This window comes from Aeromicrobium sp. 50.2.37, from assembly GCF_024655735.1.
Lineage (GTDB): Bacteria > Actinomycetota > Actinomycetes > Propionibacteriales > Nocardioidaceae > Aeromicrobium.
Map to the genome: position 1 here is coordinate 121,675 of NZ_JANLGG010000003.1, position 19,389 is coordinate 141,063.

Below are 19,389 nucleotides of genomic sequence, written 5' to 3' on the forward strand. Positions count from 1 at the left end.
CGCCCAGAGCGCCCGATAACCTTCTCACGTGAGCCCCACCCCACCTGAGACGGCCCTCCCCGACGATGCCGCCCGCGACGCCTCCGCCGCGCGGCCCCGCGTCGTCATCGCCGAGGACGAGGCGCTGATCCGCCTCGACCTCGCCGAGATGCTCGAGGAGGAGGGGTACGACGTCGTCGGGCAGGCGGCCGACGGGCTCGAGGCCGTGGAGCTGGCCACGTCGCTCGAGCCCGACCTCGTGATGATGGACGTGAAGATGCCGCGGCTCGACGGCATCGCCGCGGCGACGCGGATCGCCGGCCAGCGGATCGCCCCCGTGGTGATGCTGACGGCGTTCAGCCAGCGCGAGCTGGTCGAGCGTGCGCGCGAGTCCGGCGCCATGGCCTACCTCGTGAAGCCGTTCACCGCCTCCGACCTGGTGCCGGCCATCGAGATGGCCCGCAGCCGGTTCGCGGAGCTGGCCGCCCTGGAGGCGGAGGTCGAGGACCTGAGCGACCAGCTCGCGACGCGCAAGGTGGTCGAGCGGGCCAAGGCCCAGCTGCAGGCGGCGCTGGGACTGAGCGAGCCCGAGGCTTTCGGCTGGATCCAGCGAACGGCCATGGACCTGCGGATGTCGATGAGGACCGTTGCCGAGCGCGTGGTCAAGCACGGCGTCGACGGATCCACTCGTGGGGACGCCGGAGAACTGCCGGATTGAGCGCGCGGGTTACAACTTGGCTACGAAGCACGACATTCCTGCCAGGCTGACCCCGGTGACCCTGCTGGCGACTAGTTTCGACCTACGGCTCGGCCCGTCGGGGGCCGGACCACAGTTCCCCGGAGGATCAATGAAGCGCAGTACCAGGACCATGCGACTGGCCACGGTCGCAGCAGCGGGCGCCCTCGTGCTCGCCGCGTGCGGTGGTGGCGACGACGGCGGAGACGGCGGAGACGACAAGGCTCAGGCCTCGAGGTCCGACGGCGTCCTCACCGTCGGCTCGCTGCTGCCCCAGACCGGCAGCCTGGCGTTCCTCGGCCCGCCGGAGTTCGCTGGCGTCGACCTCGCCATCCAGGACGTCAACGCGGCCGGGGGAGTCCTCGGCAAGGACGTCAAGGGCGTCAAGGCCGACTCGGGCGACACCGACTCGGGCATCGCGCCCGCCGAGACCGACAAGCTGCTCGACGCCAAGTCCGACGTCATCGTCGGCGCGGCCTCCTCGGGCGTCTCCATGACGGTCATCGACAAGATCATGTCGGCTGGCTCGGTCATGTTCTCGCCCGCCAACACGTCGACCGACTTCGACAACGGCGACTACTCCAAGCCCGACCTGTACTTCCGCACGGCGCCCTCGGACATCCTCCAGGGTGCGGTCATGTCGAACCTGCTGATCGAGGACGGCAAGCAGAACGTCGCCATCCTCGCCCGTCAGGACGCCTACGGCGAGACCCTCGCCGAGGAGATCGGCAAGGGCCTGGAGAACGCGGGCAGCAAGGTCGCCGCCACGGTCTTCTACGGCGAGAACGCGCAGTCCTACGACTCGCAGGTCCAGGAGATCGCCGACGCCAAGCCTGACGCGGTCGTGCTGGTCGCCTTCGAGGAGACCACGACGATCGTGCCGCAGCTGGTCCAGGCCGGCGTGGCCCCGAAGGACGTCTCGACCTACTTCGTGGACGGCAACACCGCCGACTACAGCGGCAAGCTGCCCGACGGCACGCTCGAGGGCACCAAGGGCACCATCCCCGGTGCCGAGACCTCGGGTGACTTCAAGGACCGTCTGCTCGAGGTCGACCCCGACCTCAAGGACTACTCCTACTCGGCGGAGTCCTACGACGCGGTCATCGTCTCGGCGCTCGCGGCCATCGCGGCCGACAGCGACGGCGGCGACAAGATCGCCAAGGAGATCCCGGGCGTCACGACCGGTGGCGAGAAGTGCACCGAGTTCAAGGCGTGCGCCGACCTGCTCGCCGACGGCACGGACATCGACTACGACGGTGTCTCGGGTCCGATCGAGCTCGGCGAGACGGGCAGCCCCACGGCCGCCTCGATCGGCATCTACGAGTACGGCGCCGACAACACCTACAAGGCGGTCGACTACATCAGCGGCAACATCTGATCCGCTGACGTAGCGCACGTCCCGCACGAGGCCCCCGGGTTCCACCCGGGGGCCTCGTCATCTCCGCGCGCCAGTCCTTCAGCCCCGTCCCAGCCGTCACGGAGATTCCCAGGTCGACCTGGGAATCGTCCGGTCTGCACGGCTTCCCCTGCAGCTGCACGGGTTGCTCCCCGTGCTTCTGCAGGCTTACCGTGCCGATCCCAGCGTCCCGGCCGAGCCTCCGGACCGCGGTCTGCGCCGTTCCCCGCCCGAGCGGTGACTTTTCCACCGGATGGATCGACCAGCCGGGTGTGCGGCGTGGATCCCACCGTCTCAGCGCTGAGACGGTGGAGACGTCACCGTGCGGGCGGGGACTCGGTGGAGGACGCACCGGGCGCCCCTCATCGGTGGCTCAGCAACCGCACCTGCGCTCCCGACGTGCCAGATCCACCGATGGAGGCCCGGATCCGACCCATCGGTGCCTCAGCAACGTCAGAACGTCCTCTGTGGTTGCTGATCCACCGATGGGGCCGAGCTGCATGGCTTCCCCACGTCTGCGCAGATCGCTTCCCGTGCTTCTGCAGGATTCCCAGGTCGACCTGGGAATCTTCGGCACAGCCCCGGGGCGTCGGGGGAGCGGCGGGGACACGACGAAGCCCCCCGACCGTCGGCCAGGGGGCTTCGTCGTGGGTGGTGCGGTGCGGCGTCAGCTGGCCTTCTTGCCCAGCGTGCCGAGGTAGAGCTCGATGACCTTGGGGTCGTTGCCGAGCGAGCGACCCGTGCCGGAGTAGGCCGAGCGGCCCTGGTCGAGCACGTAGCCGCGGTCGCAGATCTGCAGGCAGCGCTTGGCGTTCTGCTCGACCATGATGACCGAGACGCCGGCCTTGTTGATGTTGCGCGTCTGCACGAAGACCTCGTCCTGCAGGACGGGGGAGAGGCCGGCCGAGGGCTCGTCGAGCAGCAGCACCTTCGGGTCCATCATGAGCGCCCGGCCCATGGCGACCATCTGGCGCTCGCCGCCGGACAGCGAGCCGGCCCGCTGCTTGCGTCGTTCGCCCAGCCGCGGGAACAGGTCCGTCACGAACCCGAACCTCTCGGCGAACCGCTTGGGTGCCTGGTAGCACCCCATCTCGAGGTTCTCCTCGATCGTCAGGCTCGGGAACACGTTGTTGGACTGCGGCACGAAGCCGATGCCCTTGGTGACCAGCTGGTCGGCTCGCTGGTTGGTGATCTCGGCGCCGTCGAGGGTCACGGTGCCCTCGTGGATGGTCACCAGGCCGAACAGGGCCTTGAGCAGCGTCGACTTGCCGGCGCCGTTCGGACCGATGATGCCGACGAGCTCACCGGGCTGGCAGTAGAGGTCGGCGCTGTTGAGGATGTTCACGCCCGGCAGGTAGCCCGCGATCAGACCGTCGGCGCGCAGGATCGCACCTTCGGCCCCGGCCGAGTGCTTGGCCTGCTCCTCCGCGAAGTTCGCGTCGCGCGCCGCCTCGCGGCTGGTGCCGTGGCCGGGCTCGTGGATCTCTGACATGTCAGGCCTCCTCGTCGAGCTCGGCCTCGGTGGCCGCCTCGAGCTCGCTCTCGTCCAGCTCGGTGATGTCGGTGTCGTGGTGCGCACCCAGGTAGGCGTCGATCACGGCCTGGTCGGACATGACCTGATCCGGCGTGCCCTCGGCGACGATCTTGCCCTGCGCCATGACGATGACCCAGTCGGAGATGTCACGGACCATGTCCATGTCGTGCTCCACGAACAGGACCGTGCGGCCCTCGTCGCGCAGCGACTTCACGTGACCGAGCAGCGACTGCTTCAGCGCCGGGTTCACGCCGGCCATGGGCTCGTCGAGCATGATCAGCTCGGGGTCGACCATGAGGGAGCGCGCCATCTCGAGGAGCTTGCGCTGACCACCGGACAGCGACCCGGCGAAGTCCTCACGCTTGGCGTCGAGCTTGAACCGCGCGAGCAGCTCGTCCGCGCGGGCGGTGATCTCGGCCTCCTGGGAGGACCACAGCGCGCGGAAGGGCGCGGACCAGAAGCTCTCGCCTCGCTGGCCGGTGGCACCGAGGCGCATGTTCTCGATGACGGTGAGGCGCGAGAGCACCTTCGTCAGCTGGAACGTGCGCACCATGCCGCGGCGCGCGACCTTGTAGGCCGGCACCTTCTGCAGCGACGAGCCGTTGAAGGACCACTCGCCGGTGTCGGGGGCGTCGAAGCCGGTCAGCAGGTTGAACAGCGTCGTCTTGCCCGCACCGTTCGGGCCGATGAGGGCCGTGATGACGCCCCGCTGGATCTCGACGTGGTCGACGTCGACGGCCTTGAGGCCACCGAACTGTCGGGTGATCGAGGTGCCCTTGAGGATCGGGTCGGGCTTGGCGACGCCCGGGGTGTTCGCGACCCCCGCGAGGGAGTCGACCTGGTGGGTGGTGTCAGCGGGCATCGATCGCCAGCTCCTTCCGGTCTCCGAAGATTCCCTGGGGTCGGTAGATCATCAGGAGCATCAGTCCCAGGCCGACGAGGATGAGTCGCACCAGGCTGGCCTGGATGTCGCTCATGGCCCAGTCGGGGATGAGCGGGTCGTCGCCTGCCGTGGCCTGGCTGAAGAACGAGCCGATGCCGGACATGAGGAACCAGAAGATCATCGCGCCGACCACCGGTCCGAGGACGCGTGCCGCGCCGCCGATGAGCAGGGCCGTGTAGGCGAAGAACGTGATGTTGGTCGAGTAGTCGCTCGGGACCACCGAGGCCTGCTTGAGGGCCAGGAAGAGTCCCGCCAGACCACCGAAGACGCCACCGAGGATCAGCGCCTGCATCTTGTAGGCGAAGACGTTCTTGCCCAGCGAGCGCACGGCGTCCTCGTCCTCGCGGATGGAGCGCAGGACGCGCCCCCACGGGCTGCGCATGAGGAGCCAGACCAGGAGGCAACCGAGCGCCACGAGGACCCAGCCGACCGTCAGCGACCACAGATCACCCCTGCGGAAGGCGACGACGCCGAGGTCGATGCCCGAGCTGTAGGGGTTGAGGTCCTGGAACGTGCTCGCGAAGCCGGTGAGGCCGTTGGAGCCGCCGAACACGTCCTTCGTCTCGACCGCGCCGAAGATGAGGCGCAGGATCTCGGCGGTCGCGATGGTCGCGATGGCCAGGTAGTCGGCCCGGAGCCGCAGGGTGGGCACGCCCAGCACGATCGCGAGCAGGACCGGGGCGAGGATCGCCACCACGACGCCCAGCCAGAACGACTGGTCGTAGGTGACGACGGTGACGGCGAGGCCATAGGCACCGACCGCCATGAACCCGGCCTGGCCGAAGTTCAGCAGGCCGGTGTAGCCGAAGTGGATGTTGAGGCCGATGGCGGCGAGTGCGAACACGATCGCCTGAGGTCCCAGCGCGGAGGAGAGTGCCGCGCTCAGCATGCTTCCGAAGTCCATGAGAGCCCTTTCAGCCGATCCGCTCGGCGCGGCCGAGGATGCCCTGCGGCCGGATCAGCAGGATGAGGATCAGCACGATGAGCGCGCCGACCTCCTTGATGGACGAGGGGACTCCGGGCCACCAGCCGATCTCGAGCGTGCCGACCTCGACCATGATCCCGATGATCATGGAGCCGACGAGGGCGCCCCAGATGGTGCCCAGTCCGCCGAGGGTGACCGCGGCGAAGACGAGCAGCAGCAGCTTGAACCCCATGAGGAAGTTGACCTGGCTGTTGACGGCGAGCAGGCCGCCGGCCAGGCCGGTCAGCGCGGTGCCCAGCACCCAGACCGACCGGATGACGCCGTCGACGCGCAGTCCCGACGACGCCGAGAGCGCCGGGTTGTCGGCCACCGCGCGCATCGACTTGCCCAGGCGGGTCTTCATGAGCACGACGCAGGTGACGGTCAGGACGACGACCGCGACGCCGATGATGGCGAGCTCTTTGTCGGCCAACGAGAAGGGACCGTACGACTCACGACCCTGGTTGACGTACTGCGACAGCGATCGGCGCGAGCCGCCGAACGTGTACTGGAAGATGTTGCGCAGGAAGAGCCCGAAGCCGATCGAGACGATCATCATCGCGATGATCCCGACGCCCTTGCTGCGCAACGGCTTCCAGAGGAACTTGTCCTGGAGCCAGCCGAAGACCGCGGACGCGATCACCGCCGCGACGATGGCGAGGATCACGGGGAGGCCGAAGGCACGGTTCGCGACGTAGGTCGCGATCGCGCCGAAGGTGATCAGCTCGCCGTGCGAGAAGTTGGTGAGCTTCGTGGTGCCGAAGATCAGCGAGAGCCCGAGCGCCGCGAGGGCGATGATGAGGCCGAACTTGACGCCGTTGACCATGGCGGCGGAGAACCGCTCACCGAAGGACGGACCGACCTTCTCGGCGACGCCGATCTGGAACTGCACGAAGTTGCCGCCGTCGAGCAGCGCATTGACGGTGCGCTCGGGGCTTCCGGCGAACTCGATGCCGGCTGGGAGCGAGTCCACGTCGAGGGTGACGACGTAGGTGCCGCGCTCGGGGATCGGGATGAAGGCTCGGCCCTCGGGACCCGTGGTCGCCTCGCCGACCTCCGTGCCGTCGGACGTGGAGGCCGTCAGCGTGGCGCCGGCGATGGGACCGCCGTCGGCACCGCTGTTCCGCAGCGTGACGCCCACGTACGGGCCGTCCGGCGGGGTGGCAGCCGCGGTGGGTGCCGAGGGGCTCGTGCTGGGCGATGGCGCGTCGGTGGCCGAGGCGCCGCCGAGCGGCACCAGGACGACCAGGCACGCCAGGATCGCCGACACGAGGACCTTGGATGTCAGTCGCACGCAGGTCTCCTGGAGGTTCGGGCAGCGCAGGTGGCGCCTTCGTCCCGGGGACTATATCCCCGGGAGGGTGGCAGGCGGCCCGATCCGGAGACTCGCCAGGTAACAGTTCTGTGAAGTCGACTCAGGCGAGAGCGACGGCGAGCTGCGTGAGAGCGGGGGCCACCAGCAGGGCGGGCAGCAGGTCGGCCACCGGGAGCTGCTTCAGGTCGAGCAGCCGCAGCGCGACCCCGACGAGGATGAGGCCGCCGGTCGCGCCCACGGCGTCGAGGTGCGCAGCGGGCAGCAGGCCACCGACGAGGACGCCGAGACCCGTGAGCGATCCCTGCACCACCAGCACGGAGAGCGCGGACGCGAGCACGCCGACGCCGAAGGCGGCCGCGAAGGCCAGCGCGGCGAAGCCGTCGAGGGTGGACTTGAGCAGCAGCTGCTCGGCGCCGCGGCCGAGTCCCTCGTTGAGCGAGCCCAGGATGGTGAGCGGCCCGACGCAGAACACGAGCGAGGCGATGACGAATCCCTGCACGAACCGTTCGCGGTCGCCGTCCTCGGGGCCGTCGGTGGCGGCAGCACCGTCGGTGGTGGGGCCGGCGGGATCGTCCAGGGGGACCGGGCGCGAGGACGAGCCACCGAGGCGGCGCTGCAGGATCGCGCCCAGGTCCTCGAGCCGGTCCTCGAGCCGGGCGAAGGACCCGATGATCCCGCCCACGGCGAGCGAGCCGAGCACGACGAGCGTCGGCGCGCCGCGTCCGGTCGCAGAGGTCAGGGCGTCGCTGTTCACGGCCGCGGCGGCGTCGGCGGCGATGAGCAGCGTGACCAGGCCGAGCGCCGACGTGACGGTCGTGCGGACGCGTTCGGGGAGGCGGTGCCCCACGAGGAGTCCGAGCCCACCGCCGACGAGCACGGTGAGCACGTTGGTGAGCGTGCCTGCCCCGATGAACATGTACGCTCTCCTTCTCGCCGTTGCCGGCGCGACCCACCCCGACGTCGCCCATCGTGGCACTGGCGCCGACCCGGTCCAGACACCACTCCCGCCGAGGACACCATGGCCACTCGTTCACCGATCGTGATGCGCGACGCGGTGCCCGAGGACGCAGCCGCTCTCGTCGAGCTGTGGGCGGAGTCGGCCAGGGCGAGCGACGCCGAGGGTGCTGAGGCCTTCTCGTACCAGTCCCTGTTCCGTGAGCCGAGTGTCGCCGAGGCCGCGTCGGCCATCGAGCAGAACCTGGCCAAGCCGGGCAAGCGCATCATCGTGGCCCTCGTCGACGGCGAGATCGTCGGCGCCACGGTGTGCGACCTCAGCACCCTGACGCCGATCACGCTCACGCCGATCCTGCTCGTCACCGACATCCAGGTCTCGCCGCGCCACCGTCGACGCAACGTCGCCGCCACGCTGCTGTCGGCCGCCGCCACCTACGGCGAGGAGCACGCCTGCGAGATCGTCGTGGCGGCCATCCCGCTCATGGCGCGCGAGCCGCACCGCTACCTCACCAAGATCGGCTTCACCCAGGTCGCGGCGGTGCGGGCGATCCAGGCCAGCCGGCTCCGCTCGCGCCTCAGCTCCAAGGCCACGCACTCCAAGGACACCGGCAAGCTGATCGCCGTCCGCCGGACGCTGCGTCGCCGCCAGGACGAGCGGCGCGCCGACAAGGTCTGAGGGTCGGCTCCCGCCGAGGCACTGCGGGTGACGCACGATTCTTCGTTCGCGTGTGATCGGCGCAGGATGCTTCGTTCGTGCCTGCCATCGGTGGATCCTCCACCGCAGACGGCTCGCAGAGGTTGAGGATCCACCGATGACGAGAGCAGGGGGTCAGGGATTCTTCCTTCTCGTGGACCGGTCCACGGGAAGGAAGCATCCCTGCCGCCCCGCGCGGCCGGGCGGCCATGATGCTGCGTTCACGTGCGCAGGCCCGAACGATGCTGCGTTCGCGACCGGATCCCGACACGAACGCGGAAGCCTTCGACGTCCAGCACGCGAACGCAGAATCCTGCGTCCCCCACACGCCAACGCAGAATCCTGCGTCCCCCACACGCGAACGCAGGATCCTGCGTCCGACCAGCACCCGCCACAGCCCGAGAACCCGGGCCGAGCCCGGCGCCGGCCGCCCGGTCGAGGCCCTCTCGAAGGCCGACCCCGGCGGGAGCCGAGGCAGCGCAGCAGTGAGCAGAAGCCCCCGCAGGCTGCGCAGCAGCGAGCCGATGCCCCCGCCGGCAGCGCAGCAACGCCGACGCCCCCGCAGGCTGCGCAGCAGCAAGCCGACGCCCCCGCAGGCTGCGCAGGAGCGAGCCGACGCCCCGCAGCAGGCCCGAGACGCGACCAGCGCCGGGGGCCACCACCGGCGCCCCGCACGCCGAGCCGTGTCGGCCCCTGCGTCTAGAGTCGAGCGCGTGGATCGACTGCTGCTGATCGACGGTCACTCCGTCGCCTACCGTGCCTTCTTCGCCCTGCCCGTGGAGAACTTCTCCACCACCACGGGCCAGCACACCAACGCGGTGTTCGGGTTCACCTCGATGCTGATCAACGTGCTGCGCGACGAGCAGCCCACGCACGTCGGCGTGGCGTTCGACGTCTCGCGCCGGACGTTCCGCACCGAGGAGTACGCCGAGTACAAGGGCAACCGCGCCAAGAGCCCCGACGAGTTCAAGGGCCAGGTCACGCTCATCAAGGACGTGGTCGCCGCCCTCGGGATCACGAGCTTCGAGAAGGACGGCTTCGAGGCCGACGACATCATCGGCACCCTTGCCACCCAGGCGCAGGCCGCCGGGATGGAGGTGCTGATCTGCACCGGCGACCGCGATGCGCTCCAGCTGGTCACCGACACCACCACGGTGCTGTACCCGCGCAAGGGTGTCTCCGACCTCGTGCGCATGACGCCGGCGGCCGTCGAGGAGAAGTACGGCGTCACGCCCGAGCACTACCCCGAGATCGCCGCCCTGGTGGGCGAGACGAGCGACAACCTGCCCGGCGTCCCCGGCGTGGGTCCCAAGACCGCGGCCAAGTGGATCAACCAGCACGGCTCCCTCGAGGCGCTCGTGGCCGACGTCGACGCGGTCCCCGGCAAGGCGGGGGAGTCGCTGCGCGAGCACCTCGACTCCGTCCTGCGCAACCGACGGATCAACGCGCTCATCCGCGACCTCGACCTCCCCGCCAAGCCCGCCGACCTGGCGTTCAGCACCGAGTGGAACCGCGACGCCATCCACCAGGTCTTCGACGCGCTCGAGTTCGCGGCGCTGCGCACGCGACTGTTCGAGTACCTCGGTGGCGGCGACGAGGCCACCACCGACGCGGCCTCGGTCGAGGTCGAGCTCGACCTGCCGGGGGAGGGTGGCCTCGCGGCCTGGATCGATGAACACCTGGGCGAGGAGGCCGTCGGCGTCGAGGTGGCGGGCGTCCTGCGACCCGTCGGCCCCCGCGTCGACACCGTCACGATCGCCACGCCCGGCGGCCGCGCCGTCTCGCTGTCCCCGGAGTCCCTCGGACCCGACGACGACGCCGCCCTCCAGGGGTGGTTGGCCGATCCGGCGCGTCCCAAGGTCATGCACGACGCCAAGGGGCAGCTGCACGCCCTCGCCGCGCAGGGCTGGACGATGCAGGGCCTCGTCGCCGACACCGCGCTCGCGGCCTACCTGGTGCGGCCGGACCAGCGCTCCTACGACCTCGCGGACCTCGCCCTGCGCTCGCTCAAGCGCGACATCGCGGTGAGCGACGACTCCGGGCAGCTCGCGTTCGACGACGACACGGCCGGCGCCGAGGGTGCTGCGCAGCGAGCCCGCGCCACCCTCGACCTCTGGGCCGTGCTGCGCGAGGAGCTGGAGCAGCAGGAGTCCCTCGACCTGCTCGACGACCTCGAGCTGCCGCTCGTCGACGTGCTCGCCCGGGCCGAGACCGCCGGCATCGCGGTCGACACCGACCACCTCGACGCCTTGCACGCCGAGTTCACCGAGCGCATGGTGGCCGCGGCCGACGAGGCCTACGCGGCGATCGGCCGTGAGGTGAACCTCGGCTCGCCCAAGCAGCTGCAGGAGGTGCTCTTCGACCAGCTCGACATGCCCAAGACCAAGCGCACCAAGACCGGCTACACCACCGACGCGGAGGCGCTGCAGCAGCTGTTCGTCAAGACCGAGCACCCGTTCCTCGAGCACCTGCTCGCCCACCGCGACGTCACGCGGCTGCGGCAGACGGTCGAGGGCCTGCAGAAGACCGTGCAGCCGGACGGGCGCATCCACACGACCTACTTCCAGACCATCGCGGCCACGGGCCGGCTCAGCTCGGCCGACCCGAACCTGCAGAACATCCCGATCCGCACCGAGTCGGGCCGACGCATCCGCGAGGCCTTCACCGTCGGCGAGGGCTACGAGACGCTCCTGACCGCCGACTACAGCCAGATCGAGATGCGGATCATGGCCGACCTGTCCGAGGACGCCGACCTCATCGAGGCGTTCCGGTCGGGCCACGACTTCCACACCGTCATGGCGGCCAAGGTCTTCGAGCGCGAGCCCACCGACATCGACGGTGGGCTGCGGGCCCGCATCAAGGCGATGAACTACGGCCTGGCCTACGGGCTTTCGGCCTACGGCCTGAGTCAGCAGCTGCAGATCTCCACCGGTGAGGCGCAGGGCCTCATGGACGACTACTTCGAGACCTTCGGCGGTGTGCGCGACTACCTGCACGGCGTCGTCGAGGAGGCCCGCCAGACCGGCTTCACCGCGACGATCCTCGGTCGGCGGCGCTACCTGCCGGACCTGGTGAGCGACAACCGCCAGCGGCGGGAGATGGCCGAGCGCATGGCCCTCAACGCTCCCATCCAGGGGTCGGCGGCCGACATCATCAAGGTCGCCATGCTCGGCGTCGACGCCGCCCTGCGCGAGCAGGGCCTGCGGTCACGGCTGCTGCTGCAGGTCCACGACGAGCTCGTGCTCGAGGTCGCCGAGGGCGAGCGCGACGCGCTTGAGGCGTTGGTCCGTGAGCAGATGGCCGCGGCGGCCGACCTGTCGGTCCCGCTCGACGTGTCGGTCGGCACCGGTCGCACGTGGCACGAGGCCGCGCACTGAACCTTGAGCGGACCCACGCGGGACCACGGGCCGTCAGTGCTCCTGCGCGGTCGTCCTGCCCGGGACGAACCAGACGATGACGGCCAGCACGGCCGAGACCGAGGCCACCGTGGTCACCAGTCCGGTCAGGTGCACGTCGAGCCCGTAGGCGACGCCCACCACGACGGCGGCGCCGGCCCACACCAGCACGACCACCCCGTGGGCGTGACGGGCGAGCGCGTCGAAGACGAGCAGGTGCACGACCGCCAGGCAGGACCCGGCGAGGGCGAAGAGCCACAGACGACCGGCGATCTCGTCGTACCGCTCGCCACCGACGAGCACGAGCGCGAGCCGCGGCAGCAGCGCCGTCGCGACGACGGCCAGGGCTCCGAGACCCGCCACGGCCAGCACTGCCTGGTTCCGGGCCCGGCGGGTCTCGTCGCGGGCCAGGTCAGGGAACAGGACCACGCTGACGAACTGCGGGGCGAACAGGGCGGCCTTCGAGAGGATGAGCCCGGCCGCGTAGAGCCCGGCCTCGTGCGCCTCGAACCGGTTGCGGGCCACCAGGGCGTCGAGGCTGCTCAGGACGAAGTAGGCGAGCAGGGCGTGCGAGCCGAGGACGGCCTCGCGCACGAGCGGACGGCGGCTGATCCCGTGCGGGTGCAGGACGTGGCCGCGCAGGAGCGGCGCGCCGACCAGGACCGGCACCCACGCACCGAGCGCGATGCCTACCATCGCCGACGTGGCGGACGGCTCCACGAGGATCGCGGCCGTCCCGAGGACGAGGCGGCCGAGCCCGTTCGCGAGGTAGATCGCCGTGAGTGACCCCCACCGCTCCGAGCCCTGTGCGACACCGGCCTGGGCGCCCATCACGGTGAGGGGAACGAGGGTCAGTCCGGCGAGGATGATCGGCCACGGTGAGTCGAGGCGCAGCAGCGGCACGAGCACCACCGACAGCAGCGCCACGACGGCGCCCACCGCCAGCGCTGCTGCGGCCGTCACCCGCACCACCACTCCGACGACGTCGGCGCGATCGTCGGGGGCCACGGCGATGCGTCGGGCCGTGACGGCCTGGATGCCGAGCGACACCACGTTGCCCATGAGCAGGATGCCGAGGAGGGCGACCAGGGCGCCCAGCTCGGCGGGTACCAGGCTGCGGGCGGCCGCGACCGTGAACCCGTAGATGGCGACGTTCATCCCCATCATGCCGAGGGCCACCGTCGATCCGCTCGAGAGGCGGTGGCTGGTGCTCGTCACCGGGCAACCCTAGCGACGGCCTGGTTCCCGCGCCTCGTCGAATCGCCCGGCGGGGGAGTCGTGCTCACCTAGTCTGTCCTCGACAAGGGAGGCACATGGCCGCGTGGCGCCGCACGATCGTCCTGCAGTGGAGCCTGCTGCTGGCGGTTCTCATCGGTCTGCCCTGGTTCCGGTCGGGCTTCGTGCTGTCCTACGACATGGTCTGGGTCCCGCGTCTCGACCTGGGTCGTCCGGACCTGTGGGGACTCGGGTCGGCCCTGCCCCGCGCCGTGCCCTCCGACGCCGTGGTGGCCGTGCTCGGGGCGGTGGTCGACCCGCAGCTCGTCCAGAGACTGGTCCTGCTCGGTGCCCTGCTCCTCGCCGGGGTGGGCGGCGCGCGGCTCGTCGCGTCGGCGGGCCTCGCCGGGCGCCTGGCCGCGGCGACCCTGGCGATCTGGAACCCGTACGTGCTGGAGCGGCTCGCCATCGGCCAGTGGCCGATGCTGCTCGGCTACGCGGCGATCCTGTGGCTCGTGGCCGAGCTGCGCCGCGACGATCCTCGCCTGCGCACGGTCGTGCTGGCGCTGGCCGGGACCGCGCTCACGCCTGCCGGCGGGCTCATGGGACTTGCCGTCGGTCTCCTCGCTGGCGCGCGGTTCGGCCTGGTCCGGATCACCGTGCTGGCAGCCGTGCTCAACGCGCCGTGGTTGGTCTCGTCGTTCCTGCAGGGATCGGTGCGGGCGGACCCCGGCGGTGTCGAGGCCTTCGCGCTGCGCTCGGAAGGACTGCTCGGGCACGTCGGCACGGCGTTCTCGCTCGGGGGCATCTGGAACGCCGACGTCGTGCCCGAGGGCAGGGGCTCGATGCTCGTGGTCGTCCTGACGGTGACGGTCTGGGCGCTCGCCCTGCTCGGGCTGGGCGTGCTGGCCCGGACCGCCCGTCCCGACCTCGTCGCCGTCCTCCTGGTGGCCGTGGCTGGTCTCGCCGTCGCCTTCACCGGGTGGCTCGCGCCCACGGCCCTGGAGGACCTGGTGGCCGCCTTCGGGCCGGCGGCGGTGCTCCGCGACGGGGCCCGTTATCTCGCTCTCCTGGCGCCTGCGCTCGTGGTCGGCTTCGGCGTCGGCATCGACCGCCTCGTGGCCGTGTCCGGATCGCGTGGGCTGGCAGCGGCACCCGCCGTCGCAGGCCTCCTGCTGCCGCTGGCGATCCTTCCCGCGCTGGCCGTCGGCATCGGGGGGCGTCTGGAGCCCGTGCAGTACCCCGGGTCGTGGGAGACCGCGCGGCTGGTCGTCGAGCGGTCGACGGTGCCGGGCGACCTCGCGGTGCTGCCCTTCACCGCCTACCGCGCGCCCTCGTGGAACGCGGGCCGACCGGTGCTCGACCCAGCGGGTCGCTTCTTCGACCGGCCGACGGTGACCGACGACCGGCTCGTCGTGTCCGGCTGCACGGTCGCGGGGGAGGACCCGCGGGCCGCCGCCGTGCGGCGCGCCCTGGCCTCCGAGGACGTGCCCCGCGCGCTGGCGCGGCTCGGCATCGGGCTGGTCGTGCTCGACACCACCGCTCCCGACGCCGATCGCGCGGCCCGGTCGGTGCGCGGCCTGGAGCTTCTGGGTGGCACCGACCTGCGGGTGTACGCGGTCGAGGGTGCGAAGAAGGTCGCGGTCGACGACACGGACCGCGCCGTGATGACCGGGGTCTGGGTGGTGTGGGCCGTCGTGGTCGGCGCGGCCCTCGCGGGCAGCGCCACCGGTGCGGCCCGTCGCCTGGGGGGCAGCCTGGCGAGTCGAGGCTCAGAGCGGCAGGCGGCGGAACAGAGGCCGCGGCACGTGCCGAAGACCTGACATGACACCGCGCAACGGCTTGGGCACCCACACCTGCTCCCGGCCGTCCCTGACCGCGTCGACGATCGCCGCGGCCACGGCCTCCGGTGTCGTGGCCAGCGGAGCCGGCTCGAGTCCCTGCGTCATGGTCGAGTGCACGAACCCCGGCCGGACCACGACGACCCGCCCTCCGTGCTCGCGCACGGCGTCCCCGAGGCCCGTGTAGAACGTGTCCATCCCGGCCTTGCTCGAGCCGTAGACGAAGTTCGAGCGGCGCGCCCGTTCGCCGGCCACGCTGGACAGCGCCACCACCACACCATGGCCCTGACGCCGGATCCGTGCTCCGAGCGCCACTCCGACCGTCACGGCGGCGACGTAGTTGACGGTGGCGATCTCGTGCGCGAGACCGACGTCCGTCCAGGCCCGCTCCTGGTCGCCGAGCACACCGAAGGCCACCAGGGCGACGTCGACGTCGCCAGGGACCGTGTCGACCACGGCGGTATGGCCGGAGGTGTCCGCCGCCTCGAAGTCGACCGCGGTCACGACGCACCCACGGGCGCGGAGGCGTTCGACCGCGGCGTCGCGCCGCGCGCCGGGTCGGGCGGCGAGCGTCACCTCCAGTCCGGGCGACGTGTCCGCCCACGCCTCGGCCGTGGCGATCGCGATGTCGGACGTACCGCCGAGGAGCAGGACGGAGGAGGGGATGCCGAGGGCGTTGATCACGAGGGCCTCACAGGTCGAGTCGGCGGGACAGGTCCGAACGCAGGACGCGTCGGGGGTCGACGGTGTCACGCACGGCGCGGAACTCGTCGAGGCGGGGGTACATCCGAGACAGCGTGGCTGCGGAGGTGCGCGAGTCCTTGGCGAGGTACAGACGGCCTTCGGCGTCGAGGACCATCTCGTCGAGCCGGTCCAGGAGGGGCTGGAGGCCTCGTCGCACCGGCAGGTCGACCGCGACCGTCCACCCCGGGGTCGGGAACGACAACGGGGCCGGGTCGGCGGAGCCGAACCGCTTCAGGACGTTGAGGAACGAGGCGTGACCGGACGACGCGAGCGTGGTGACGATGTCCCGGAGTGCCGACTCGGCACCGAATGGCACGACGAACTGGTACTGGGCGAAGCCCTGGGGCCCGTACACCCGGTTCCAGTCGGCGACCACGTCCAGCGGGTGGAAGAACTGGGTGACGTCCTGCAGCTCGTCGACCCGGTGTCGTGGGGCCTTGCGGAACCAGAGCTCGTTGAAGACGCGGACCGTCACCGGGTTCACCAGGCTCGTGGGGGGCACGAGAGGGAATCGGCCGAGCTGGGGAGCAGCCAGCTCGAGGCGGCCCGCGGACCGGGCCGCGTCGAGGTCCTCCCGCCGCGCGGCGCGGCCGCGGGTGATGACGGACCGACCCGTCGCCGACCCGCGGGCAGCGGCGTCGAACCACGCGACGGAGTACGGGTACGCGGCGTCGCGCTCGGCCAGCGAGGTCAGCAACGTCCCGAGGTCGTCGGTGCGCTCGGTGTCGACGACGAACCATGACGTCTCGGCGCGCTGCAGGGCGATGGTGGCGCGCGTGACGATGCCGGTCAGCCCCATGCCGCCGACGGTCGCCCAGAACAGCCGGGGATCGGGGTCGTCCGGCCGCACGGTCAGCACGTCGCCGGAGGGCAGCACCAGCTCGAGCTCGGTGACGTGCGTGCCGAAGCTGCCGTCGCGGTGGTGGTTCTTCCCGTGGACGTCTGCGGCGATGGCGCCACCCACGGTGACCTGTCGGGTCCCGGGAACGACCGGGAGCCACAGTCCGAGCGGCAGGAGCAGCCGCATGAGGCGGTCCAGGCTGCACCCTGCCTCCACCGTCACGGTCGCCGCGTCGACGTCGACGTCGAGGACGCCGTCCATGCCGGTGAGGTCGAGGACCGTGCCGCCCGCGTTCTGCGCGGGGTCGCCGTAGCTGCGTCCGAGCCCCCGGGCGATCGCGCCCCGTGGACCGCTCGCGACGAGGGCGGACCGGACGTCCTCGACCGACCGGCACGGCTGGACGGTCGACACCGTCGGCATGGTCCGGCCCCACCCGGTGAGGCTGCGCAGCGTCACGAGACGTACACCCCGACGGCGAAGAGCACGATCCAGACCGCGGCGAGGACGAGCAGCACCGGGTCGCGCATCACCGCGTCCTCGGGCTCCCCGGCGAGGCCGCGGTCGATGTCGACCGCGTAGCGCAGCATGCCCAGCACGAAGGGCGCGATGGAGAGGGCCTGCCAGTTGACGGTGGCGTCGGACGGGATCTCGAAGGCCCACAGCGAGTACGCCGTGACGGCGACGGCCGCGGCCGTGCTCCACACGAAGCGCAGGTAGGACTCCGAATAGAGGGCGAGGGACGGCCTGGTGCCACCGTCGGCGCCGACACCGAGCAGCTCGGAGTACCGCTTGCCCGCGACCATGAAGAGCGATCCGAACGAGGCGACGAGCAGGAACCACTGGGACAGGGGGACGTCGGCGGCGACGCCACCGGCGATCGCCCGCAGCAGGAACCCCGAGGAGACGACGGCGAGGTCGAGGACCGGCTGGTCCTTGAGCCAGTAGGCGTACGACACCTGGACGACGAGGTAGACGAGCAGGACCACGGCCAGCAACGGCCGCACGGCCACGGCGAGCCCCACTCCCGCCACGGCGAGCACGGCCGCGGCGACCACGGCGGTCGACGCCGACAGCTCCCCCGAGGCCACGGGGCGGTGACGCTTGCGGGGGTGTCGCCGATCGTCCTCGACGTCCACCACGTCGTTGAGCAGGTACACGGCAGCGGCACACACGGTGAAGGCCACGAGGGCCGTGGCGACCGACCGGAGCACGGTGCCGTCGGTGAGGACCCCGGCGGCGAGAGGCGCCGCGAGTACGAGGAGGTTCTTGGTCCACTGGCGCGGACGGGTCGCGCGCAGGAGGGGCGCTCGCCGGCGCGTCGAGGTCGTCATGGCACCGCCCAGGGTAGGCGCAGCGGGGTTCGCGCCCTGACCCCGACCGGCTGGTAACATGGCGACGTCTTGAGGGAGGACATCACTGTGGGAACTTCAGCCATCGGCGGCATCGTCGCCTTCTTCGTCGGGTGCGGCCTGGCAGCGGCCACCGCTGTCGGCGTCGTCCAGTCTCAGCAGAGTGCCGGCACCGAGCCGGTGGAGACGTCGACGGTCAACTACGGCAACAACTGACGAACGTCCGACGGGGCGGCGAGCTCCACCCGTCCGACAGGGCCCGGTCCGCGAGGACCGGGCCCTTTTCGTCGTCGTGGGTGGTCAGCGCCCCAGCACGTCGGCGAAGCGCTGCTGCGCACCCGGCCAGGTGAAGGTGGCCGACTTCGCCCGCGCACCCTCGCCGAGGAAGGTCCGCCACTGGGCGTCGCGGACGACCTCGCACGTCGCCGCGACGAACTCGTCGTGGTCCTCGACGAGGAGCCCGGAGTCCTTGTGGTCGATCGACTCGGTGGTCCCGCCGGCCGACCGGTAGGCGATCGTGGGGGTGCCGTGGGCCCCGGCCTCGCCGACGACCAGGCCCCAGCCCTCCTTGAGCGAGGGCAGGAGCATCACCCAGGCCTGGGCGAGGAGCTCGTGCTTGCGGACGTCGTCGACATGGCCGTGGAACGTGACGGCGTCGGTGAGCCCGCGTCGTGCGACGTAGTCGTGCAGCTCCTCGGACCACCATCCGTCGCCGACGACGTCGAGCGTGGCGCCGGGATGACTCGTCCGCAGGGCTCCGAGGGCGTCCACGGCGTGCTCGACCTGCTTGTGCGGGACCAGACGCCCGAGGACGCAGAGCCGGGCGAGCTCGCTGCGGCTCGCACGGGTCGGGGGCGGCGCGGCGGTGCCGTTGTGGACGACCGTGATCCTGCCGTCGTCGACACCCAGCTCGACGAGCTCCCGCCGGCTCGCCTCGGACACCGTGACGTACCGGCTGCGTCGGTACAGCCGCGGCGAGAGCCGGCTCTCGATCCACCAGCCCAGGCGGCCGACGACCCCCGGGTACACGACGGGCCACTGCTCGCGGTGCACGTGGTGCACCAGCACCACGACCGGTCGGCGCGTGGCCAGGCGGGTGAAGAACGGCAGGCCGTTCTGGACGTCGACCACGAGGTCGACCCGACCGTAGCGACGCAGGAGGAGACGCAGCACCGTGACGAGGTAGATGTCGAGCTTGGTGCCGCGACGGACGTAGCGCACACCGTCGACGACGTCGTCGTCCGCCGCCGCGGGGTGCTTGGCGCAGGCGATGGTGACGTGGTGCCCGCGCTCGACCAGGCCACGGGCCATCTGCTCGACATAGAGCTCTGACCCGCCGCCCTCGGGGTTGCGGGTGTCTCGCCAGTTGCAGATCAGGATGTGCACGTCATGCCCGGCCGGGGCCGGTCCTCCCTCGACGCCGATCCAGGTCGGCGCTTCGACGACGCCGAACGGCGCCCCCGCGTCCCTCACGCGGTCTCCCGAGTGT

The 19,389-nt window shown here is 71.2% G+C and carries 16 protein-coding genes; 6 read left to right on the forward strand and 10 right to left on the reverse strand.

What is annotated here, in order from left to right; translation table 11 throughout:
* Positions 1-28 precede the first annotated feature (28 nt).
* On the forward strand, positions 29-697 hold the full coding sequence (locus NUV38_RS03055) for an ANTAR domain-containing response regulator (RefSeq protein ID WP_374625892.1): 669 nt from the start codon (positions 29-31) through the stop codon (positions 695-697).
* A gap of 130 nt (positions 698-827) precedes the next feature.
* Positions 828-2,093: an ABC transporter substrate-binding protein gene (locus NUV38_RS03060; RefSeq protein WP_257727694.1), complete on the forward strand. Its 1,266-nt coding sequence runs from the start codon at positions 828-830 to the stop codon at positions 2,091-2,093.
* Between the two features lie 685 nt (positions 2,094-2,778).
* Here the strand turns inward: NUV38_RS03060 and NUV38_RS03065 are convergent.
* The 5 genes from NUV38_RS03065 to NUV38_RS03085 form a co-directional block, all read right to left on the reverse strand.
* A complete protein-coding gene (locus NUV38_RS03065; protein WP_055965867.1) occupies positions 2,779-3,603 on the reverse strand; it encodes an ABC transporter ATP-binding protein in 825 nt (274 codons plus the stop codon).
* A gap of 1 nt (position 3,604) precedes the next feature.
* Positions 3,605-4,507, reverse strand: coding sequence for an ABC transporter ATP-binding protein (locus tag NUV38_RS03070; protein ID WP_257727695.1), 903 nt, complete (start codon positions 4,505-4,507; stop codon positions 3,605-3,607).
* Positions 4,497-5,492, reverse strand: a complete 996-nt coding sequence (locus tag NUV38_RS03075; RefSeq protein ID WP_257727696.1) for a branched-chain amino acid ABC transporter permease — start codon at positions 5,490-5,492, stop codon at positions 4,497-4,499. The genes NUV38_RS03070 and NUV38_RS03075 overlap by 11 nt, the downstream gene beginning before the upstream one ends.
* Positions 5,493-5,502: 10 nt before the next feature.
* Positions 5,503-6,846 (reverse strand): branched-chain amino acid ABC transporter permease, encoded by a 1,344-nt coding sequence (locus NUV38_RS03080; protein WP_257727697.1) that lies wholly within the window; start codon positions 6,844-6,846, stop codon positions 5,503-5,505.
* Between the two features lie 121 nt (positions 6,847-6,967).
* Positions 6,968-7,783: a DUF554 domain-containing protein gene (locus NUV38_RS03085; protein ID WP_257727698.1), complete on the reverse strand. Its 816-nt coding sequence runs from the start codon at positions 7,781-7,783 to the stop codon at positions 6,968-6,970.
* A 102-nt stretch (positions 7,784-7,885) separates the two neighbouring features.
* Between NUV38_RS03085 and NUV38_RS03090 the strand changes: the two genes are divergently transcribed.
* Positions 7,886-8,497 (forward strand): GNAT family N-acetyltransferase, encoded by a 612-nt coding sequence (locus tag NUV38_RS03090; protein WP_257727699.1) that lies wholly within the window; start codon positions 7,886-7,888, stop codon positions 8,495-8,497.
* Positions 8,498-9,228: 731 nt separating this feature from the next.
* Entirely contained in the window at positions 9,229-11,892 is a 2,664-nt protein-coding gene (gene polA / locus NUV38_RS03095) for a DNA polymerase I (protein ID WP_257727700.1), read from the forward strand.
* 33 nt (positions 11,893-11,925) lie between these two features.
* Here polA and NUV38_RS03100 read toward each other — a convergent pair whose 3' ends face one another.
* The gene (locus NUV38_RS03100) at positions 11,926-13,128 is read right to left on the reverse strand and encodes a lipopolysaccharide biosynthesis protein (RefSeq protein WP_257727701.1); all 1,203 of its coding nucleotides are present in this window, start codon (positions 13,126-13,128) and stop codon (positions 11,926-11,928) included.
* A gap of 95 nt (positions 13,129-13,223) precedes the next feature.
* Here NUV38_RS03100 and NUV38_RS03105 point away from each other — a divergent pair, with 95 nt between their 5' ends.
* Positions 13,224-14,948, forward strand: coding sequence for a hypothetical protein (locus tag NUV38_RS03105; protein ID WP_257727702.1), 1,725 nt, complete (start codon positions 13,224-13,226; stop codon positions 14,946-14,948).
* Here NUV38_RS03105 and NUV38_RS03110 read toward each other — a convergent pair.
* The 3 genes from NUV38_RS03110 to NUV38_RS03120 are packed head-to-tail and all read right to left on the reverse strand — an operon-like array spanning position 14,898 to position 17,882.
* Positions 14,898-15,650, reverse strand: a complete 753-nt coding sequence (locus tag NUV38_RS03110; RefSeq protein WP_257727703.1) for a decaprenylphospho-beta-D-erythro-pentofuranosid-2-ulose 2-reductase — start codon at positions 15,648-15,650, stop codon at positions 14,898-14,900. The genes NUV38_RS03105 and NUV38_RS03110 overlap by 51 nt on opposite strands.
* A 7-nt stretch (positions 15,651-15,657) precedes the next feature.
* Entirely contained in the window at positions 15,658-16,971 is a 1,314-nt protein-coding gene (locus tag NUV38_RS03115; RefSeq protein WP_257727728.1) for an FAD-binding protein, read from the reverse strand.
* 32 nt (positions 16,972-17,003) lie between these two features.
* Positions 17,004-17,882 carry a decaprenyl-phosphate phosphoribosyltransferase gene (locus NUV38_RS03120; protein WP_257727704.1) on the reverse strand — a complete coding sequence of 293 codons (879 nt, stop codon included), beginning with the start codon at positions 17,880-17,882 and terminating at the stop codon, positions 17,004-17,006.
* Between the two features lie 87 nt (positions 17,883-17,969).
* Between NUV38_RS03120 and NUV38_RS03125 the strand changes: the two genes are divergently transcribed.
* Entirely contained in the window at positions 17,970-18,116 is a 147-nt protein-coding gene (locus NUV38_RS03125; RefSeq protein ID WP_257727705.1) for a hypothetical protein, read from the forward strand.
* 84 nt (positions 18,117-18,200) lie between these two features.
* Here NUV38_RS03125 and NUV38_RS03130 read toward each other — a convergent pair whose 3' ends face one another.
* The gene (locus tag NUV38_RS03130; RefSeq protein WP_257727706.1) at positions 18,201-19,373 is read right to left on the reverse strand and encodes a glycosyltransferase family 4 protein; all 1,173 of its coding nucleotides are present in this window, start codon (positions 19,371-19,373) and stop codon (positions 18,201-18,203) included.
* Positions 19,374-19,389: the final 16 nt, after the last annotated feature.

Coding starts and splice junctions, on each gene's coding strand:
- NUV38_RS03120 (WP_257727704.1), bottom strand. CDS start 17,882: ATGACGACCTCGACGCGCCGGCGAGCGCCCCTCCTGCGCGCGACCCGT.
- NUV38_RS03075 (WP_257727696.1), bottom strand. CDS start 5,492: ATGGACTTCGGAAGCATGCTGAGCGCGGCACTCTCCTCCGCGCTGGGA.
- NUV38_RS03060 (WP_257727694.1), top strand. CDS start 828: ATGAAGCGCAGTACCAGGACCATGCGACTGGCCACGGTCGCAGCAGCG.
- NUV38_RS03090 (WP_257727699.1), top strand. CDS start 7,886: ATGGCCACTCGTTCACCGATCGTGATGCGCGACGCGGTGCCCGAGGAC.
- NUV38_RS03085 (WP_257727698.1), bottom strand. CDS start 7,783: ATGTTCATCGGGGCAGGCACGCTCACCAACGTGCTCACCGTGCTCGTC.
- NUV38_RS03065 (WP_055965867.1), bottom strand. CDS start 3,603: ATGTCAGAGATCCACGAGCCCGGCCACGGCACCAGCCGCGAGGCGGCG.
- NUV38_RS03115 (WP_257727728.1), bottom strand. CDS start 16,971: ATGCCGACGGTGTCGACCGTCCAGCCGTGCCGGTCGGTCGAGGACGTC.
- NUV38_RS03105 (WP_257727702.1), top strand. CDS start 13,224: ATGGCCGCGTGGCGCCGCACGATCGTCCTGCAGTGGAGCCTGCTGCTG.
- NUV38_RS03070 (WP_257727695.1), bottom strand. CDS start 4,507: ATGCCCGCTGACACCACCCACCAGGTCGACTCCCTCGCGGGGGTCGCG.